Raw genomic sequence first — 17,471 nt, 5'->3', positions numbered from 1 at the left:
CCGCGGGCGTCAGAGCTCGACGTTGCGGTAGAGCGCGCCGACCTCGCCCTTGGTCAGCCGCCGGATCGAGCCGACGCGCTGGTTGCCGAGCTGGACGTCGCCGACCGCGGTGCGGACCAGCTTGAGCACCGGGTGCCCGGTGTCCTTGAGCAGCCGGCGCACGATGTGCTTCTTCCCCTCGTGGATGACCAGCTCCACCAGCGACTTGCCCGAGTGCATGTCCTTGACGCGGAACTGGTCGACCTTCACGATGCCGTCCGGCAGCTCCCAGCCGTTGCGGAGCTCCTTGCCGAGCCCGCGCGGCACGAGGCCGTCGACCTCGGCGAGGTAGGTCTTGAGCACCCGGTACGACGGGTGCATCAGGCGGTGCCCGAGGTCGCCGTCGTTCGTCAGCAGCAGCAGGCCCTCGGTGTTCTCGTCGAGCCGGCCGACGTGCACGACCCCGGGCGTCTCCTCGTACCGGCCGGCGAGGTAGTCGCCGACGCACGGGCGGCCGCGGTCGTCCGACATCGTCGAGTGCACGCCCTTGGGCTTGTTCAGGGCGAGGTAGATCAGGTCGTCACGCAGGTTCACGCGGGTGCCGTCGACGTGGATGATCGCTTCGTCCGGCTGGACGCGGCGGCCCAGCTCGGTGACGACCTCGCCGTTCACCTCGACCCGGCCGGCGACGATCAGGTCCTCCGCCGCACGCCGGGAGGCGACCCCGGCCTGCGACAGCACCTTCTGCAGCCGGATGCCGTCGGGGTGTTCACTGGATGTCATCGATGGTGTCCACTTCGGGTAGCAACGGAGCGATGGCGGGGAGGTCGTTCAGTGACGACAGCCCCAGTCGCTCCAGGAACAGCTCGGTCGTCACGTACAGCGTCCCGGTCGTCTCGGGGTCGGTCCCCATCTCTTCGATGAGGCCGCGCGCGAGCAGCGTCCGGATCACGCCGTCCACGTTCACGCCGCGCACCGCGGCGACCCTGGCCCGGGTCACCGGCTGCCGGTACGCGATCACGGCGAGGCTCTCCAGCGCGGCCCTGGTCAGCTTCGACCGCTGGCCGTCCAGCAGGAGCTTCTCCACGAACGGGGCGTAGACGTCCCTAGTGTAGAACCGCCACCCTTCACCGACGCGCCGCAGGTCGATCCCGCTGGTCCGGTCGGTGAACTTCTGGGCCATGGTCCGCAGCGCGACGACGATCCGCGACTTCGGCTGGCCGAGGGTGTCGGCGAGCAGTTCTTCGCTCGCGGGCGAGTCGACGATGAGGAGCAGAGCTTCGAGCGCGGCTTCGAGGGCCTCGTCGGAGGTGACGTCGGGCAGGGAGTCGGCATCACCGGCGGCGACGAGGCCGGACTCGGGGTCGGCCGGGCCGGGTTCGGCGGGCCGCTCCTCGGTGGAGATCCCGTCGACCGGCGCTTCAGGCTCGACAGGAGCTTCCTCGGCCGGAGCTTCCCCGACCAGTGGTTCCCCGGCCGGCGCTTCCCCGGCCGGCGCTTCCCCGGCCGGCGCTTCCCCGGCCGGCGCTTCCCCGGCCGGCGGTTCCACCGGCTCGCCGTCCTCGGTCACCGGCTCACCCGAGAGCGCCTCGTCCAGGGCCAGCTCCGCGGCGGCCTCCGCCGGTTCGCCGGCCGGTGGCTCGGGCAGCGCCGGCGTCTCGATCTCGGCCTGCTCGTTGTCCTCGGGGTTCACCCGTACTCCTCTTCGTCTCCGGCGGCGCGGTCCAGCTCGGCCGCCGCGGAGGCTTCTTCCTTCGAGCCGCCCGTCCAGCGGACGTGCAGCTCGGCCAGTGCCTCGGTCTGCTCGAACTGGACCGTCGCCTCGCGGTAGAGCTCCAGCAGCGCCAGGAACCGCGCCACGATCTCGACCGTGTGCTCGCAGTCGTCGACCAGCTCGCCGAACGTCGCCTGGCCGCGTTCGGCCAGCATCACCCGCAGGATCGCCGCGTGCTCGCGCACCGAAATGCGGCCCATGTGGATGTGGGCGATCGACACCGTCGGCGGCGGCTTCGGCCGGAACACCGCCACCGCGATGTCGGCGAACTTCTCCGGCGTCACGCCCAGCATCACCTCGGGCAGCAGCCCGACGAACCGCTCCTCCAGCGCGACCGACCGCGGGTACCGCCGCAGCGCACCCTGCTCCAGCTCGCCGAACAGCGCCGCGACCTGCTTGTACGCGCGGTACTGCAGGATCCGCGCGAACAGCAGGTCGCGGGCCTCGAGCAGGGCGAGGTCGTCCTCGTTCTCCACCTCGGCCGACGGCAGCAGCCGCGCGGCCTTGAGGTCGAGCAGGGTCGCCGCGATGACCAGGAACTCCGTCGTCTCGTCGAGGTTCCAGTCGGAGCCCAGCGCCCGGGTGTAGGCGATGAAGTCGTCGGTGACCGTGTGCAGCGCCACCTCGGTGACGTCGAGCTGGTGCTGCGAGATCAGCTGCAGCAGCAGGTCGAACGGCCCCTCGAAGTTGGCCAGCCGCACCTTGAACTTCGACGTGCTCAGTTCTTCGGTGTTGACCCCCGCCGGGATCATCCCGCCGTGCACCGTCTGGTGCGGCTCCGGGGCCTCCGCAACCGGCTCCGGCGCGTCAGCCGAGGCCGCTGCCGGCTCGTCCATCAGCCCTCGGTTTCGCCGCCGTCTGAGCCGACCACCCGCAGCCGCTGCACCAGCACCGACTCCTCGCCGTTCTGGTCGAAGTCGGCCAGCAGCACGGCGACCGCCTCGCGGACCAGCCGGCCGCGGTCGACGACCAGGTCGTGCTTGGCGCGCAGCGTCAGGCGGGCCTGCTCCATGGCCACGAGCTCGTCCCCGGAGACGTACACGGTGATCTTCGCGTCGTGCTTCGTCCGGCCGGACCCGTGCGGGGCCGCGCTGCGGGCGAGCTGGTCCGCCCGGCCGTTGCCGGCGGGCTTGGCCTTGTCGCCCGCCTCGGCGGGGGCGGGCGGCGCCTGGGGAGGGAGATCGAGAGCGGGACTGGAGGTGATGCGGAAGAGTTCCGACGCTCCGGGCAGGGAGGCGCGCCTGCTCACCGAGCGATCACCTCGCGGGCCAGCTGGCGGTACGCCGCCGCGCCGGCCGACTTGGGCGCCCAGGTCGTGATCGGCTCACCCGCGACCGTCGTCTCGGGGAACCGCACCGTGCGGTTGATGACCGTGTCGAACACGGTCTCGCCGAATGCCTCCACCACGCGAGCCATGACCTCCTTCGAATGCAGGGTTCTCGGGTCGTACATGGTGGCGAGAATCCCGACTATGTCCAGTTTGGGGTTGAGGCGTTCCTGGACCTTCTCGATGGTGTCGATCAGGAGGGCGACGCCTCGCAGACTGAAGAACTCGCACTCCAGCGGGATGATCACGCCGTCCGCGGCGGTCAGCGCGTTCACCGTGAGCAAGCCGAGCGAGGGCTGGCAGTCGACAAGAACATAGTCGTAGTCGTTCATGACCGGACGCAGGACCCGTAACAACGTGTGCTCGCGCCCTACCTCGGCGACGAGCTGGACCTCCGCCGCGGACAGGTCGATGTTGCTCGGCAGCAGGTCAACGCCGTCGACGCGGGTTTTCATCAGCACGTCGGTGGCGCTGACCGACCGCTCCATGATGGCGTTGTAGACCGTGTGGTCCAGTTCGTGCGGCTGGATGCCGAGACCGACGGCGAGCGCGCCCTGCGGGTCGAAGTCGACGAGCAGCACCTTGCGGCCGTACTCGGCGAGGGCGGCGCCGAGGTTGATGGTCGACGTCGTCTTGCCGACGCCGCCCTTCTGGTTGCACATCGCCATGATCTTGGCGGGGCCGTGCTTCTCCAGCGGCGCCGGATCGGGGTGCTCACGGATCGGGCGGCCGGTGGGGCCGATGCCCTCGAGCTTCACCTTCTTGCCGTTGCGCTCTCGCGGGTCGTCGCCCTCGTGGACCGCGGGCGTCGCGATGGTGACCTGGCTGAGGTTCGCCGCGGCCGACCCGGCGGACGCGGCCGGCCCGGCCGGCTGGTTCGGTGTCGACATGGCGAGAAGGCTCCTTGTTCCTCGAAGTCCCCGGCAGCCTATGCGCGGAGTCGGAGCCCCGGCAAAGCAACGCGCCGGACCCGAGGGGGCAATGTCACTCGACCGTCGGTGCAGGCTGGGAAGGCTGTTGCGCCTTTGCCGGGCCATCTAGCCCAGTGCCCGCGGGTGCGCGGTCGCGTACACCTCGCGCAGGGTGTTGACCGTGACCAGCGTGTACACCTGCGTCGTCGTCACCGAGGCGTGGCCGAGCAGTTCCTGGACGACGCGGACGTCGGCGCCGCCCTCGAGCAGGTGCGTGGCGAAGGAGTGGCGGAGGGTGTGCGGCGAGACGACGGCGGTGATCCCCGCCCGTTCGGCGGTGTCCTTGAGGACCTGCCACGCGCTCTGCCGCGACAGGCGGCTGCCGCGGGCGTTGAGGAACAGCGCCGCGGTGCCGCGGCCGTGCGCGGCGAGCGCGGGCCGCGCGCGGACGGTGTAGGCGTGCAGCGCGGCGAGGGCGGGACGGCCGATCGGCACGATCCGCTGCTTGCCGCCCTTGCCGTCGAGCAGGACGGTGCGCTCGGCGTCGTCGACGTCGTCGACGTCCAGCCCGACCGCCTCGGAGATCCGCGCCCCGGTGGAGTAGAGCACCTCGAGCAGCGCCCGGTCGCGCAGCGCGCGTTCGCCGTCCGGCGGCGGGGTCTCGAGCAGCCGGAGCACGTCGTCGACCGGCAGCGCCTTGGGCAGCCGCTTCGCCGGTGTCGGCGGCCGGACCTCGCGGGCCGGGTTGTGCTCGGTGAGGCCCTCGGCGTGGGCGAACTTGTGCAGCCCCCGCACGGCGACCAGCGCCCGGGCGGCCGACGACGCGGCCAGGGGCCGGTGCTCGTCGTCACCCTCCCGCAGGGCGGCGCCGAAGGAGGTGACGTGTTCGGGGGTGACGTCGGCGATCTTCGCGACGCCCACGCCGTCCAGGTGCGCGGTGTACCGGCGCAGGTCACGGGCGTAGCTGTCCAGGGTGTTGCGCGCCGTCCCGCGTTCGACGACGAGGTGGTCGAGGTACGCGGCGATCACGCCGTCCGTGCTGTGCGGGCTGGAGGCCACGCCGGTCACCTTAGGCCGCCCGGGGGCCGTGACCCGGCAGAAACCCCGTTCTCAGCTTGACGCGGTTACCTTGGATTTCATGGAGTCGGACGAACTCCGCATCGGCACGGCCGAGCGGGAGGAAGCGGCGAGGCTGCTCGCCGACCACTTCGGCATGGGCCGCATCACGCCGGACGAGTACGAGACGCGGGTGACGGACGCCTACGCGGCGACCACCCTCGGCGACCTGCGGCCGCTGTTCCGCGACCTGCCCCAGCCGCACCCGGGGTTCTTCGGGCTGCCGCCCGCCCCGATGCCGCTGTACGCGCCGCCGCCCATGCCCGTGCCCGTGCCGTACGCGCCACCGATGCCCGTCCCCTACGCGCCGGCGTACTCGTACCGGTCGAAGACGGTGGCCGGGGTGCTGCAGATCGTGCTGCCGTTCGGCGTCGGCCGGTTCTACACCGGCCAGATCGGCCTCGGCCTGCTGCAGCTGTTCGTCTGCCTGATCACCTTCGGGTTCGGCTCGATCTGGCCGATCATCGACGGCATCCTGCTGCTGGCCAACGGCGGCCTGGACGCCGAAGGCCGCCCGCTGCGCCCCTGAGGCCAGGGGCGCAGCGCGCGTCAGGACTCGCGGCGCTTGGCGAACGCCGTCGGGCGGTCCTCCCACGGCGCGTCCGCCGGGCGCGGCGAGGCAGTCCCGGCGAGCACCGCGTGCGCGGCCAGCACCCCGGACACCGTGGCGCCGTTCACCAGCTCGCCCGCCAGGGCCATCCGCACGGCCTCGGCGAGCGGGAACTTGCGGACGACCAGGTCGGCCTCCTCGTCGCCGAGCACGTCACGATCCACATCGGACAGTCCGCGGGCCAGGAAGACCCGGACCACCTCGTCGGTGAAGCCGGGTGACGCCGCCACGTCGACCAGGGTCACCCAGTCCGAAGCGGTCAGCCCGACCTCCTCGACGAGCTCCCGGCGAGCGGTCCCGACCGGGTCCTCGCCGAGGTGGTCGATCAGGCCGGCGGGCAGCTCCCACAGCCGGTGCCCCATCGGGTGCCGGTACTGGTGGATCAGCGTGACCTGCTGGTCTTCGTCCAGCGCGACGATCGCCACCGCGCCGAGGTGCTCGATCACCTCACGGGTCGCGGTGCCGCCGCCCGGCATCACGACCTCGTCGATCCGGAGGCCGACGACCCGTCCGATGTGGACGTCCCGGCTCGACGCGACGCTGAACTCGTGCTCGCCCGGCGCGGTCACCGGGCGGCCACGGGGGCTTCGGGCAGCTCGACCGGCAGCCGCTCGGCGACCTTGCGGTCCACGACGGCCTTGACGAACGCGCTGAACAGCGGGTGCGGCCGGGTCGGGCGGCTCTTGAGCTCGGGGTGCGCCTGGGTGCCGACGAAGAACGGGTGCTTGTCGGCGGGCAGCTCGACGAACTCGACCAGGCGGTCGTCCGGCGACGTGCCGGAGAAGACCAGGCCCGCGTCCGAGAGCTGCTTGCGGTAGGCGTTGTTCACCTCGTAGCGGTGCCGGTGCCGCTCGGACACCTCGGTGGTGCCGTACGCCTTCGCGACCTGCGAACCCGCCTTGAGCTTGGCGGGGTAGGCGCCGAGCCGCATGGTGCCGCCCATGTCCCGCTCCCCCGCGACGACGTCGCGCTGGTCGGCCATGGTCGAGATCACCGGGTGCTTGGTGTTCTCGTCGAACTCCGACGAGCCGGCGTCCTCGATGCCGGCCAGGTGCCGCGCCGCCTCGATGACCATGCACTGCAGGCCCAGGCACAGCCCGAGCAGCGGGACGCCGCGGGTGCGGGCGAACTCGATCGCCCCCACCTTGCCCTCGATGCCGCGGATGCCGAAGCCGCCCGGGATGAGCACACCGTCCACATCGGACAGCACGGAGGCGGCGCCGGACGCCGTCTGCGCGTCGTCGGAGGCGACCCAGACGATCTCGACCTTGGCGCGGTGGGCGAACCCGCCCGCGCGCAGCGCCTCGGTCACCGACAGGTAGGCGTCCGGCAGGTCGATGTACTTGCCGACGACGGCGACCCGGACGGTCTCGTTCGGGTTGTGCACGCGGTCGAGCAGGTCACCCCAGACCGTCCAGTCGACGTCGCGGAACGGCAGGCCGAGGCGGCGCACCACGTAGGCGTCGAGCGCCTCGCGGTGCAGCACCTTCGGGATGTCGTAGATGGACCGCGCGTCCGGGCAGGCGATGACGGCCTCGTTGTCGACGTCGCACATCAGCCCGATCTTGCGCTTGAGGTCCTCGGGGATCTCCCGGTCGGCCCGGCAGACCAGCGCGTCGGGCTGGATGCCGATGTTGCGCAGCGCGGCGACCGAGTGCTGGGTCGGCTTCGTCTTGAGCTCGCCCGACGGCGCCAGGTACGGCACCAGCGAGACGTGCAGGAAGAAGCACTGGTCGCGGCCGACGTCGTGGCGGACCTGGCGGCAGGCCTCCAGGAACGGCAGGGACTCGATGTCGCCGACCGTGCCCCCGACCTCGGTGATGACGACGTCGGGAGCGGTCCCGGCCTCGTCGGGTTCGGCGGCCGCGGTGATCCGGGCCTTGATCTCGTCGGTGATGTGCGGGATGACCTGCACCGTGTCGCCGAGGTACTCGCCGCGGCGCTCCTTGGCGATCACCTCGGAGTAGACCTGACCGGTCGTGACGTTGGCCTTCCCGTCGAGGTCGCGGTCGAGGAAGCGCTCGTAGTGCCCGATGTCGAGGTCGGTCTCGGCGCCGTCGTCGGTGACGAACACCTCACCGTGCTGGAACGGGTTCATCGTCCCGGGATCGACGTTGAGGTACGGATCGAGCTTCTGCATCGTGACGCGAAGCCCGCGCGCGGTAAGGAGCTGACCCAGGCTGGAAGCCGTGAGTCCCTTACCCAGAGAGGAGGCAACGCCTCCGGTGACAAAGACGTACTTGGTTGCCCGTGACTGAAGTCCCACGGGCCGCCAGCATATCCCAACCCCGGGGATCCGCTCGCTGTGCCATGCCCTTAGCCGCTTTTGGGGGGTTCGTGGGGGCGAAGCCCCCGGCGCGGGTGCGGGGCTCGGCCCCGCAACAACACCGTCTTTTGTGCTCCTGACCACCCGGCGGGGTGAGGTCAGGCGGCGACCTTGGCCGGCCGCAGCCGGGGGCGCCCGGTGAGCGCGCGGCTGCCCGGCAGCCGCCGCAGCACCTCGACGAACAGGACCGTGAGGACGAGCGTCGCCAGGTAGATCACCACGCTCAGCCACGGCGCGCCGAGGTGCTCGGCCACGAGCGGGATCACCGGGCCGAGCAAAGCCAGCGCGAGCGGGTGGACCAGGAAGATGCTGAACGACCGGTTCGCCGCCCACGACACCACGCGGGCGCCCCGGCTGCCTTCGCGGCGCCGCGCGGCCCACCACGTGGTGAACGCGTAGATCGCCGCGATCACCGTGAGGAACCACGGGATCAGGTACGGCTGGAACGGGTCGCTGGCCACCTGCGGGAAGGTTCCACTGTGGACGGTCCGGAGGTAGTACCACTCGGTGCCGGCCAAGACGGCCACCAGCGCGCCGCCGAGCAGCAGCCGGTGCCGGCCCGCCCAGGCGTGCACGGCCTCGAAGTGCATGGCCACCAGCGCGCCGAACAGCGTGTAGAACTGGTACGGCACGATCGTGGCGTACAGGTGCGTGATCGTCTGGTAGCTCACGCCCAGCGGCTGGTAGGTCATGAACAGCGTCACGCCGACCTGCACCAGGCCGCTGCCGAGCAGCAGCCACTTGTGCTTGCCTTCGGTCGCCCGCAGGAGCTTCATCAGCACCGGGAACAGCAGGTACACCTGCATCGTCACGAGCAGGAAGTACAGGTGGTACCAGGCGTTGCCGGTGACGAGATCGGTCAGCAGCAGGCGCATCGACGCCTCCAGCGAACCGGGTTGCTGTTCGCCGGTCACCAGCGAGTACGCCCAGAAGAACATCGACCAGGCCAGGTAGGGCGTCGCGACCAGGGGCAGCCGACGCCGCCAGAAGTCACCGGGGGTGATCTCCCGGCGGCGGTTCTGGAACACCAGCACGAAGCCGGTCAGCGCGAAGAACGCCTCTCGCGTGAAGTGCAGCGGTGTCTCGACGGCGTTGGCGCCGACGTCCTGCGCGAAGTTCGTCGCGCCCACCACGTGGATGAGGATGACGCAGGCGAAGGTGATCAACCGGAACAGGTCGATCTGGTGCAGGTAGGGCGCCTTGCCGCCCGGTCTCGTGACGCGGGCGGGGGCTTCGAGCGTGGCCTGGGCGGTCGTCATCGTGCCGCCGATCCGGCACCGTCGTCGGCGTGGTTCACGTTGTCAGACTTGCCACCCATTCTGTGAATTTCCCATGAAGCCACTGGGAAGCGCCTGTTGGCCGGGCTCCTGGGGCATGTCGGATATGCCACGTCCGCTCGGGGAGCGGGGATGCCGTGATCATGTTAGTGCGGTGCGTGACGGTCCACCACACGGGCGGGGTGGGCGCCCGCGTGGTGGACCACTTCCGCCGGGATCAGAAGGCGCCGGCACCGTTCGGCGTGCCGAGGCCGGTCGGGCCGTCGTACCCGGTCACGGCGGTGCAGAGGTAGCTGCCGCCGCACGAGCCGTTGCTGCCGCCGCTCACGTCGTAGAGCGAAGACGTGTTCGAGTACACAGTGTTCGCGCCCGTGACGCCGCTGACACCGCCGAGCGCATACACACTGCCGACGACCGGTGCCGCGACGCTGGTGCCGCCGAACACCATCCAGCCGGAGCGGCCCTGGTAGGCCGTGCTGTCGTAGACCGCGACCCCGGTGGCCGGGTCGGCGACGGCGCTGACGTCGGCGACGGATCGCCTGCCGCAGCCGCTGTCGGTCTGCCACGACGGCTTCGTGATGTACGCGGAGCAGCCGCTGCCCGCGCCGCTCCACGCCGTCTCGCTCCAGCCGCGGGTGTTCGACGCCCTCTTCAGGCTGGTGCCGCCGACCGCGGTGACGTAGCGCGACGCGGCCGGGAACTCGACGCCGTACCCGGCGTCGCCGGAGCTCACCGTGATCGCGACGCCCGGGTGGTTGAAGTACTGGCCCTCGGAGCTCGCCTCGCCGGAGAACTCGCTGCCGCCGTAGCTGTTGCTGACCACTTCGGCGCCGAGGTTCACAGCGGTGTTCACGGCCGTGCCGAGGTTGACGAAGCTCGACGAGGTCCCCTCGACCAGCAGGATGTTGCACTTCGGGCAGATCGCCGACGCCATGTCCAGGTCGAGCGAGATCTCCTGGGCCCAGCCGCCGTCCTTGCGCGGGTAGGTGGTGCCGCCGTTCTGGTCGGCCTTGGCGAAGCACGGGGTGGTGCTGGCGTTGATCGACGACGGCGTGCAGGAGGCGAGCGCGGGGATGCCGTACTGGGCGCGGTAGACGTTGACGTCGGCGAAGGCCGTCGGGTCGTCGTAGGCGTCGACGATGGCGATCGTGCGGCCGGCACCCGCGCTGCCCGCGAGCGAGCCGAGGTTGTAGGCGGAGAGCAGGTCGGCCGGGCCGAGCCCGGACGGCGCGGCCGCCAAGGCGGCCGTGGCGGCGGTGTCGGTGTTGAGCCAGGCGTTGCAGGCCGCATACCCCGCCGGGGCGACCGAGCAGACGCGCTGGGCGTGCTGCCCGTGGTTGACGGGAGCCGGCGCCGCCTCGGCGGCTCCCGCACCGGTTAGGGCGAGGGTGAAGGCTGCGGCGAGTACTGTCGCTCTACGCACAGTGAACCTCCGGAAAGGTGGGGACCCCGGCGGGTGAAGACCGGTGAGCGAAGACGGTAAGCAGCCGTTCGGCCGTGTGACACAGACCAAAGTCGTGTCATCTTTGGTGCCAACGGATGAAAAACCGGGCGCCGGTGCGCAAATCTCGCCAAAACCGGCAGCGGTCAGCCCGCGGGCCGCTCACCGGGTGCTTCGCCGAAAAGGGAACGCAGCGTCACCTCGCGGTTCACCCGCACGTGTTCGACCGCGGACGCCTTCGCGCGCTCCACGTCCCCGGAGGCGATGGCCTCGTAGAGCCGGCGGTGCTCGTCGAGCAGGTCGCCCCAGTGCTCGTTCTGGCTCGTGAGCCAGCGCAGCCTGCCTTCGAGGGGTTGCAGCATCGTGGTGAGCAGGGCGTTGCCCGCGATGGCCACGATCTCGTCGTGGAAGCGGGAGTTGAGCACGGTGATCCGGGCCGCGTCCCCGCGGGCCGTCGCGCGGGCGGCGTCGGCGAGGACGCGGTCGAGCCCCTTCAGCTCGGCGGCACCCGCCCGGCCGGCGGCGAGTCCCGCGGCGAGCCCTTCAAGGGCCTCGCGGACGTCGAACAGTTCCTCGACGTCGACGCGCGCCAGCTGCCGGACGACGACCCGGCGCGGCGACTGGACGACGATGAAGCCTTCGGCCTCGAGGCTGCGGATGGCCTCCCGGACCGGCACCCGCGAGACGCCGAGGTCCTCGGCCAGCTCCCGCTCGACCAACCGGTCGCCCGGGCGGAGCCGGCCGGTCAGGATCCGTTCGCGCAGTTCCCCGCGGACCCGCTCCCGGGTGGCCGCGAGGGGTTGCCGCTCGTTCACCGCGCCCCCTCCTTCAACACCGGCGTAACCGGCCGTAACACGAGTTTATCGACGGAAGGGTTGACTGCCGAGGACCGCGGGGTGATATTTGGGATGCCAAGTTTTGGTATCCCAAACCGCCGTCGCTGCACTGTCTCACGCGGGGCTCCGCCACCGGACCCCCGGAAGCATCCGTAGATCGGAGGCACGCATGACCGCCGCCCCGCTCACCGATTCCCAGCAAGAGACGAGCCCGCCGCCGGACCCCCGGCTCTGGAACGAAGACCTCGCCCCCGCGAAGGAACGCCGGTGGAAGGTCTACGACATCTTCGCGCTGTGGATGTCGGACGTGCACAACCTCGGCAACTACACCTTCGCGGCCGGGCTGTTCGTGCTCGGCCTGTCGGCCTGGCAGGTGTTCACCGCGCTGCTGTTCGGGTTCGTGATCATCTACGCCGGCATGAACCTGATGGGCCGGATCGGCCAGCGCACCGGTGTCCCGTTCCCGGTCGTGGCGCGGATCAGCTTCGGCACGTTCGGCGCCAACCTCCCCGCGCTGATCCGGGCCGTCATCGCGATCTTCTGGTACGGCATCCAGACCTACCTCGCGAGCGTCGCCATCACACTGCTCGTGCTCACCATCGACCCCGGCCTGAAGCCCCTGACCGAGCACGGTTTCCTCGGCCTGCACGCGCTGGGCTGGATCTGCTTCGTCGCGCTGTGGGCGGTCCAGGCGCTGATCCTGACCCGCGGCATGGAGTCGGTGCGCAAGTTCCAGGACTGGTGCGGCCCGGCGATCTGGGTCGTGATGATCGCCCTCGCCGTCTGGATCCTCGCCGCCGGGCACTGGAACATCTCGTTCACCAGCAGCCCGAAGCACCTGTCCACCGGGGAGCAGATCCGCCAGTGGTTCGGCGCGGCCGGGCTGATCCTGGCCACCTACGGCACGCTCATGCTGAACTTCTGCGACTTCTCCCGGTTCGCCCCGGACCAGAAGACGGTGAAGCGCGGCAACTTCTGGGGCCTGCCGATCAACTCGACGGCGTTCGCGCTGCTGTCGGTCGTCGTCACGGCGGGCAGCATGCAGGTGTTCGGCGAGGCGATCACCGACCCGGCCGAACTGCTGGCCAAGGTGCACAACACGCCGGTGCTGATCGTCGGCGCGCTGACGTTCGCCGTCGCCACCATGGGCGTCAACATCGTCGCGAACTTCGTCTCCCCCGCCTACGACCTGGCCAACATCTGGCCGAAGCGGATCACGTTCACCATCGGCGGGATGATCAGCGCGGTCGCGGCGCTGTGCGTGCTGCCGTGGAAGCTGTACTCGTCGCCGGCGGTGGTCAACTACTTCCTCGGCGGGCTCGGCGCGTTCCTCGGGCCGCTGTTCGGGATCATGATCGTCGACTACTACCTGATCCGGCGCGGCGAGGTCGACGTCGCGCAGCTGTTCGTCGACGGCGGCGCGTACCCCCGGGTGAACCCGCGTGCCTTGGTGACGTTCATCCCGACCGCCGCGCTCGCCGCCGTCATCGCGCTGGTGCCGTACTTCGCCCCCGCCGCGCCGTACTCGTGGTTCATCGGGACGGCGTCGTCGGCTCTGCTCTATTACGCGGTTTCGAGGAAGCACCGATGAGGATCGTCGTCACCAACTGCAACACCACCGAAGCGATGACGAAGGAGATCGAAGCCGGGGCCCGCGCGGCCGCGAGCCCCGGCACGGAGATCCTCGCGCGGACGCCTCGCTGGGGACCGGAATCCGCCGAGGGCTGGCTCGACAGCTTCCTGTCCGCGGCCGCGGTGCTCGATCTGTTGCGGGGTCTGGAAGAACCGTTCGACGCGGTCGTGCTCGCCGGGTTCGGCGAGCACGGCCGCGAAGGCGCCCGCGAGCTGCTGGACGTCCCGGTCGTCGACATCACCGAAGCGGCCGCGCACCTGGCCTGCCTGCTCGGCCGCCGCTACGGCGTGGTGACCACTTTGGACCGGACGTGCGGGCTGATCGAGGACAGCCTGCACGCCGCGGGCGTCGCGCAGAACTGCGTCACGGTCACCGGCGCCGGGCTCGGCGTGCTGGAGCTGACCGACGAACGCCGGACGGAGTCGGCCCTGCTGACCGCGGGCCGCCGGGCGCGCGACGCCGGGGCGGAGGTGCTGGTGCTCGGCTGCGCGGGGATGACGGGGCTCGACCGGAGGATCGCGACGATGCTGGACATCCCGGTCATCGACGGCGTCGCGGCGGCGGTCCGGCTCGCGGAGTCGCTGGTGGCCCTGGGGTTGAAGACGAGCCGCGCGGGCTCCTACGCGCGGCCGCTGGACAAGCGGCGCACCTGGCCCGGTTGACACGCGCCGCCCCGCCTGGTCAGAATCCCTGCAGCCGTACCGCCGCCCGGTGACGAGTGGGGACTTCGACGTCCCCGAAAGGGCGGTCGAGGTGCGAAGCATTCTGGGCGCGCTTGCGTTGTCGGCAAGCATGATCCTGGTCCCGGTGAGCGGGACGGCGGTGGCCGCGTCGCCACCGCACACCGTCGTCACCGACGGCGCCAAGCTCGCGAGCATCCGGCAGGCCGTTCGCAGTGGCCACGCCACCGCCGCCCAGCGTGACGCGCTGAAAGTGGTGCTGGACAAGGCGAACACCGCCCTCACGGCCGGGCCGTGGTCGGTCATGGACAAGCCGGCCGCACCGCCGAGCGGTGACAAGCACGACTACACGAGCCAGGCGCCGTACTGGTGGGCGAGCCAGCCGAAGACACCCGAGAACCCGCAGGGCTGCCCGTACGTCAGCAAGGACGGCCAGCGCAACCCGGAGGCCGACGCGATCACCGACCACACCTACCGGATGTGGGCCTGGGACGCGATGTACTACCTCTCGCTGGCCTGGTACTACACCGGCGACGCGAAGTACGCGAAGCGGGCGGCACTGGACATCCGGACGTGGTTCCTCGACCCGGCCACCCGGATGAACCCGAACATGACGTATTCGCAGATCATCCCGTGCAAGAACACGATCAGCGGTACCGGGATCATCGACTCGACGCAGTCGTTCAGCCAGCTGATGGACGCGTTCGCGCTGCTCGACGGCGGCGCGCCGGGCTGGACCGGCAAGGACCGCTCCGGGCTCGAGGCGTGGCTCGGGCAGTACCTCGACTGGATGCGGACGAGCCCGCAGGCGAAGCTGGAACTGGCCGCCACCAACAACCACGGCACGTTCCTCGACATGCAGAACGCGACGATCTCGGCGTACCTGGGCCACCGCGACGCGGCGCGGAAGATCGTGCTCGACGCGGAGAAGAAGCGGTTCCCGGTGCAGTTCGCCGCCGACGGCAGCCAGCCGCTGGAGCTCTCGCGAACGATGTCGTGGCACTACGTCAACTTCAACCTCACGGCGTGGGGCCGCATGGCGGAGGTGGGGAAGAACCTCGGCGTCGACGTCTGGAAGTACACGGCGCCGAACGGAGTGACGTTGCGGAAGGTCGTCGACCAGCTGATCCCGGGCGCGTTGCACGGCGCGGAAGCTTGGCCGCACCAGCAGATCGGCGTGTTCGACCAGTCGATCGCCGCGGACATCTTCCACGCGGCAGCCGAGGAAGCCCACGACACCGCCGCGGCCGCGGCGCTCAAGCAGATGCCATTGCCCACGGGCGGCGACACGTGGCCGGTGCGCGTGTCGTGCTTCCCGCTCGACCCGCCTCTGAAGTGAGCGGCGCGCCCCTCAGTTGCCGTCGGGATTGGTGACGCCCGGCGCCGGGGCCTGAGCGTTACCCGCGATGCCGTAACGCCCGGCCCCGCCGTCGAGCTGTTCCTTCAACGCCAGCACCGCGCTCACCCGTCCCGCCGAGGAGTCCACGTTGTCCACTGTGGACAGGATGGACGTCGCCGACGTGTCCGCGCGGACCACGCCCACCGCGCCGGTGCCGTCGGCCGAGCCGGCGTCGCCCGCGAGGACCGTGCCCGCGCCGCTGCGGTCGAGCTGCGTGGCGAACCGGGCGATCGTCGCCGCCCGGTCGCCCGCGCCGTCGCCGGTCGCCGGGGCGCCCGTGAGCACGATCGCCAGCTGGGCCGGCCTGACCTCGGGACCCGCCTTGACGAACCCGCCGTCGGTGAGCCCGCCGATCGCGGCCGCGAGCTCCGGGCCCGAGGACTGCGGCTTCGCCGTGGTCTTGTCCAGCAGCAGCACCGAACCGAGCAGGGCGCCGGCGAGCGTGCCGGAGTCACCCGCCGTCGGGAACTTCGAGCCGGCCGGCTGCAGCCGCGTGACGACGTCGCGGAGCTGGTCGGCCTTGTCGGGGTCGGCGAACGCCGCCGTCAGCTGGACCTCACCCGTCACCGAAGCGCCGGACTGGCCGATCAGCTGCTTGAGCGCGTCCCGGTCGGCCGGGCGCGCGTCCTCGGTGGTCACGAGCACCACCGACCGCTTGTCCAGCGCACCGGCGACGACCTTCGGCCCCATCGAGCCGGCGAACGCGTCCGCGTCGGCCAGCCGCGCGTTGAGCGCGTTGCGCTGCGCTTCGAGGTCGGAGACCTGGCTGCCCAGGTCCTTCTTCTCCCCCGCCAGCCCGGACAGCAGCGAGCCGTTCAGGGCCGTCGAACCGAGCACGACGCCGACGGCCAGCGCCAGGAAGCAGGCGGCGATGGAAACAACGTGGTACCGCAGCGAAATCACGTGAAGAGCCCCTTGACCCAGCCGACCGACGAATTCCAGGTGTCCTTCAGCCAGTCCAGGTAGACCGAGCCGACGTCGGACACCAGCAGGGCCGCGGCGACCACCACGACCGCGGCGAGCACGAGCAGGACGACCGCCCCGACCGACACCCGGCTGTGGTGCAGCGTGGCCACCGCCTTCCCGTCGACGAGCTTCGTGCCGAGCTTCAGCCGGGTCAGGAACGTCGACGGGTTCGAACCGGACCGGCCGTGGTCGAGGAATTCGCGCAGGGTGGCCTGGAACCCGACCGTGACGACCAGGCTCGCGCCGTGCGCGTCGGCCAGCAGCAGCGCGAGGTCTTCGGCGTTGCCCGACGCCGGGAACGTCACCGCGCCGATGCCGAGGTCCTGGATGCGTTCGACGCCGGGGGCGTGCCCGTCCGGCTGCGCGGGCACCACGACCTCGGCGCCGCCGCGCAGCGTGGTGGTGCCGATGCCGGTCGGGTCGCCGACGATGACGTCCGGCTTGTACCCCTGCACGCGCAGCGTGTCCGCCCCGGCGTCGACGCCGATCAGCACCGGCCGGTGCTCGGCGACGTACTTCTTGAGCTTCTTGAGGTCTTCGGCGTGCCCGTTGCCGCCCGCGACGACCAGCACGTGCCGGTCGCGCAGCGGCACCTTCAGCTCCGGCACGCCGACGCCGTCGAGGATCAGCGTGCGCTCTCGGCGCAGGAACTCGATGGTGTTCGCCGAGAACGCCTCCAGCTGCGTCGACATCCCGGCCTTGGCCTCGATCATCTGGTCCGCGACGCTGTCGGCGGTCTGCTCGATGCCGGAGGCGACCTGCCGCTCGCCGACGTAGACGACGCCGTCGTGCAGCCGCAGCTTCGTGCCGTCCTTGATCGAGCGCAGCAGCTCACCGCCGACCGAGTCGACGAGCGGGATGCCGGCCGCGACGAGGATCTCCGGACCCATGTTCGGGAACCGGCCGGAGATCGACGGCGACGCGTTGACCACGCCGGCGACCTCGGCGTCGACGAGCGCGTCCGCGGTCGCCCGGTCGAGGTCCAGCTGGTCGAGCACGACGATGTCGCCGGGGCTGATCCGGCGCAGCAGCTCCCGGGTGCGGCGGTCCACCCGGGCGACCCCGGTGATCCCCGGGAGGGGTTCTTGGTTCCGCGTGAGCAAGCCGGTGAGCTTCATGTGGCCGATGGTGACAAATTTGCTCGTGGGACGTGGTACGCCACGCCGTAGCCGTTGTGACTCGTTGTGGTGAGCCAG

Annotated in this window: 17 protein-coding genes; 4 read left to right on the top strand and 13 right to left on the bottom strand. The window is 70.9% G+C overall.

Translation table 11 applies throughout. The annotated features are described in order from the left end of the window. Positions 1-9: 9 nt before the first annotated feature. The 6 genes from ACH54P_RS46080 to xerD form a co-directional block, all read right to left on the bottom strand. Positions 10-762, bottom strand: a complete 753-nt coding sequence (locus ACH54P_RS46080; protein WP_489909608.1) for a pseudouridine synthase — start codon at positions 760-762, stop codon at positions 10-12. Continuing rightward, positions 749-1,672, bottom strand: a complete 924-nt coding sequence (scpB, locus tag ACH54P_RS46075; protein WP_489909607.1) for an SMC-Scp complex subunit ScpB — start codon at positions 1,670-1,672, stop codon at positions 749-751. The genes ACH54P_RS46080 and scpB overlap by 14 nt, the downstream gene beginning before the upstream one ends. Continuing rightward, positions 1,669-2,589 (bottom strand): segregation and condensation protein A, encoded by a 921-nt coding sequence (locus ACH54P_RS46070; protein ID WP_489909606.1) that lies wholly within the window; start codon positions 2,587-2,589, stop codon positions 1,669-1,671. The genes scpB and ACH54P_RS46070 overlap by 4 nt, the downstream gene beginning before the upstream one ends. Then, complete coding sequence (locus tag ACH54P_RS46065; RefSeq protein ID WP_489909605.1) at positions 2,589-3,002, bottom strand: cobyrinic acid a,c-diamide synthase; 414 nt, start codon at positions 3,000-3,002, stop codon at positions 2,589-2,591. The genes ACH54P_RS46070 and ACH54P_RS46065 overlap by 1 nt, the downstream gene beginning before the upstream one ends. Next, positions 2,999-3,970: a ParA family protein gene (locus ACH54P_RS46060; RefSeq protein WP_489909604.1), complete on the bottom strand. Its 972-nt coding sequence runs from the start codon at positions 3,968-3,970 to the stop codon at positions 2,999-3,001. Before ACH54P_RS46060 ends, ACH54P_RS46065 begins: the two co-directional genes overlap by 4 nt. Before the next feature lie 147 nt (positions 3,971-4,117). Continuing rightward, a complete protein-coding gene (gene xerD / locus ACH54P_RS46055; RefSeq protein ID WP_489917022.1) occupies positions 4,118-5,020 on the bottom strand; it encodes a site-specific tyrosine recombinase XerD in 903 nt (300 codons plus the stop codon). A 109-nt stretch (positions 5,021-5,129) separates the two neighbouring features. Here xerD and ACH54P_RS46050 point away from each other — a divergent pair, with 109 nt between their 5' ends. After that, complete coding sequence (locus ACH54P_RS46050; RefSeq protein ID WP_489909603.1) at positions 5,130-5,636, top strand: DUF1707 domain-containing protein; 507 nt, start codon at positions 5,130-5,132, stop codon at positions 5,634-5,636. A 20-nt stretch (positions 5,637-5,656) separates the two neighbouring features. Here the strand turns inward: ACH54P_RS46050 and ACH54P_RS46045 are convergent, their stop codons facing one another. The 5 genes from ACH54P_RS46045 to ACH54P_RS46025 form a co-directional block, all read right to left on the bottom strand. Further along, positions 5,657-6,286 carry an NUDIX domain-containing protein gene (locus ACH54P_RS46045; protein WP_489909602.1) on the bottom strand — a complete coding sequence of 210 codons (630 nt, stop codon included), beginning with the start codon at positions 6,284-6,286 and terminating at the stop codon, positions 5,657-5,659. After that, positions 6,283-7,983, bottom strand: coding sequence for a CTP synthase (gene pyrG, locus ACH54P_RS46040; protein ID WP_489909601.1), 1,701 nt, complete (start codon positions 7,981-7,983; stop codon positions 6,283-6,285). The genes ACH54P_RS46045 and pyrG overlap by 4 nt, the downstream gene beginning before the upstream one ends. 158 nt (positions 7,984-8,141) lie before the next feature. After that, a complete protein-coding gene (locus tag ACH54P_RS46035; protein ID WP_489909600.1) occupies positions 8,142-9,302 on the bottom strand; it encodes an acyltransferase in 1,161 nt (386 codons plus the stop codon). Between the two features lie 235 nt (positions 9,303-9,537). After that, positions 9,538-10,743: a S53 family peptidase gene (locus ACH54P_RS46030; protein WP_489909599.1), complete on the bottom strand. Its 1,206-nt coding sequence runs from the start codon at positions 10,741-10,743 to the stop codon at positions 9,538-9,540. Between the two features lie 164 nt (positions 10,744-10,907). Further along, the gene (locus ACH54P_RS46025) at positions 10,908-11,576 is read right to left on the bottom strand and encodes a GntR family transcriptional regulator (protein WP_489909598.1); all 669 of its coding nucleotides are present in this window, start codon (positions 11,574-11,576) and stop codon (positions 10,908-10,910) included. Between the two features lie 190 nt (positions 11,577-11,766). On the opposite strand from ACH54P_RS46025, the gene ACH54P_RS46020 reads away from it, so the two are divergent. Genes ACH54P_RS46020 through ACH54P_RS46010 form a run of 3 tightly spaced genes read left to right on the top strand, consistent with a single transcriptional unit; the run spans position 11,767 to position 15,249 of the window. Next, positions 11,767-13,188 (top strand): NCS1 family nucleobase:cation symporter-1, encoded by a 1,422-nt coding sequence (locus tag ACH54P_RS46020; RefSeq protein ID WP_489909597.1) that lies wholly within the window; start codon positions 11,767-11,769, stop codon positions 13,186-13,188. Beyond that, positions 13,185-13,892, top strand: coding sequence for an aspartate/glutamate racemase family protein (locus ACH54P_RS46015; protein ID WP_489909596.1), 708 nt, complete (start codon positions 13,185-13,187; stop codon positions 13,890-13,892). The genes ACH54P_RS46020 and ACH54P_RS46015 overlap by 4 nt, the downstream gene beginning before the upstream one ends. Positions 13,893-13,941: 49 nt before the next feature. Beyond that, positions 13,942-15,249, top strand: a complete 1,308-nt coding sequence (locus ACH54P_RS46010; RefSeq protein WP_489909595.1) for an alginate lyase family protein — start codon at positions 13,942-13,944, stop codon at positions 15,247-15,249. A 12-nt stretch (positions 15,250-15,261) separates the two neighbouring features. Here ACH54P_RS46010 and ACH54P_RS46005 read toward each other — a convergent pair whose 3' ends face one another. Both ACH54P_RS46005 and steA read right to left on the bottom strand, forming a co-directional pair. Further along, entirely contained in the window at positions 15,262-16,212 is a 951-nt protein-coding gene (locus ACH54P_RS46005) for a copper transporter (RefSeq protein WP_489909594.1), read from the bottom strand. Next, positions 16,209-17,393 carry a putative cytokinetic ring protein SteA gene (steA, locus tag ACH54P_RS46000; protein WP_489909593.1) on the bottom strand — a complete coding sequence of 395 codons (1,185 nt, stop codon included), beginning with the start codon at positions 17,391-17,393 and terminating at the stop codon, positions 16,209-16,211. The genes ACH54P_RS46005 and steA overlap by 4 nt, the downstream gene beginning before the upstream one ends. Positions 17,394-17,471 lie beyond the last annotated feature (78 nt).

This window comes from Amycolatopsis sp. N2S4-7, assembly GCF_058119595.1.
This window is presented reverse-complemented; position numbering and strand designations above follow the sequence as displayed.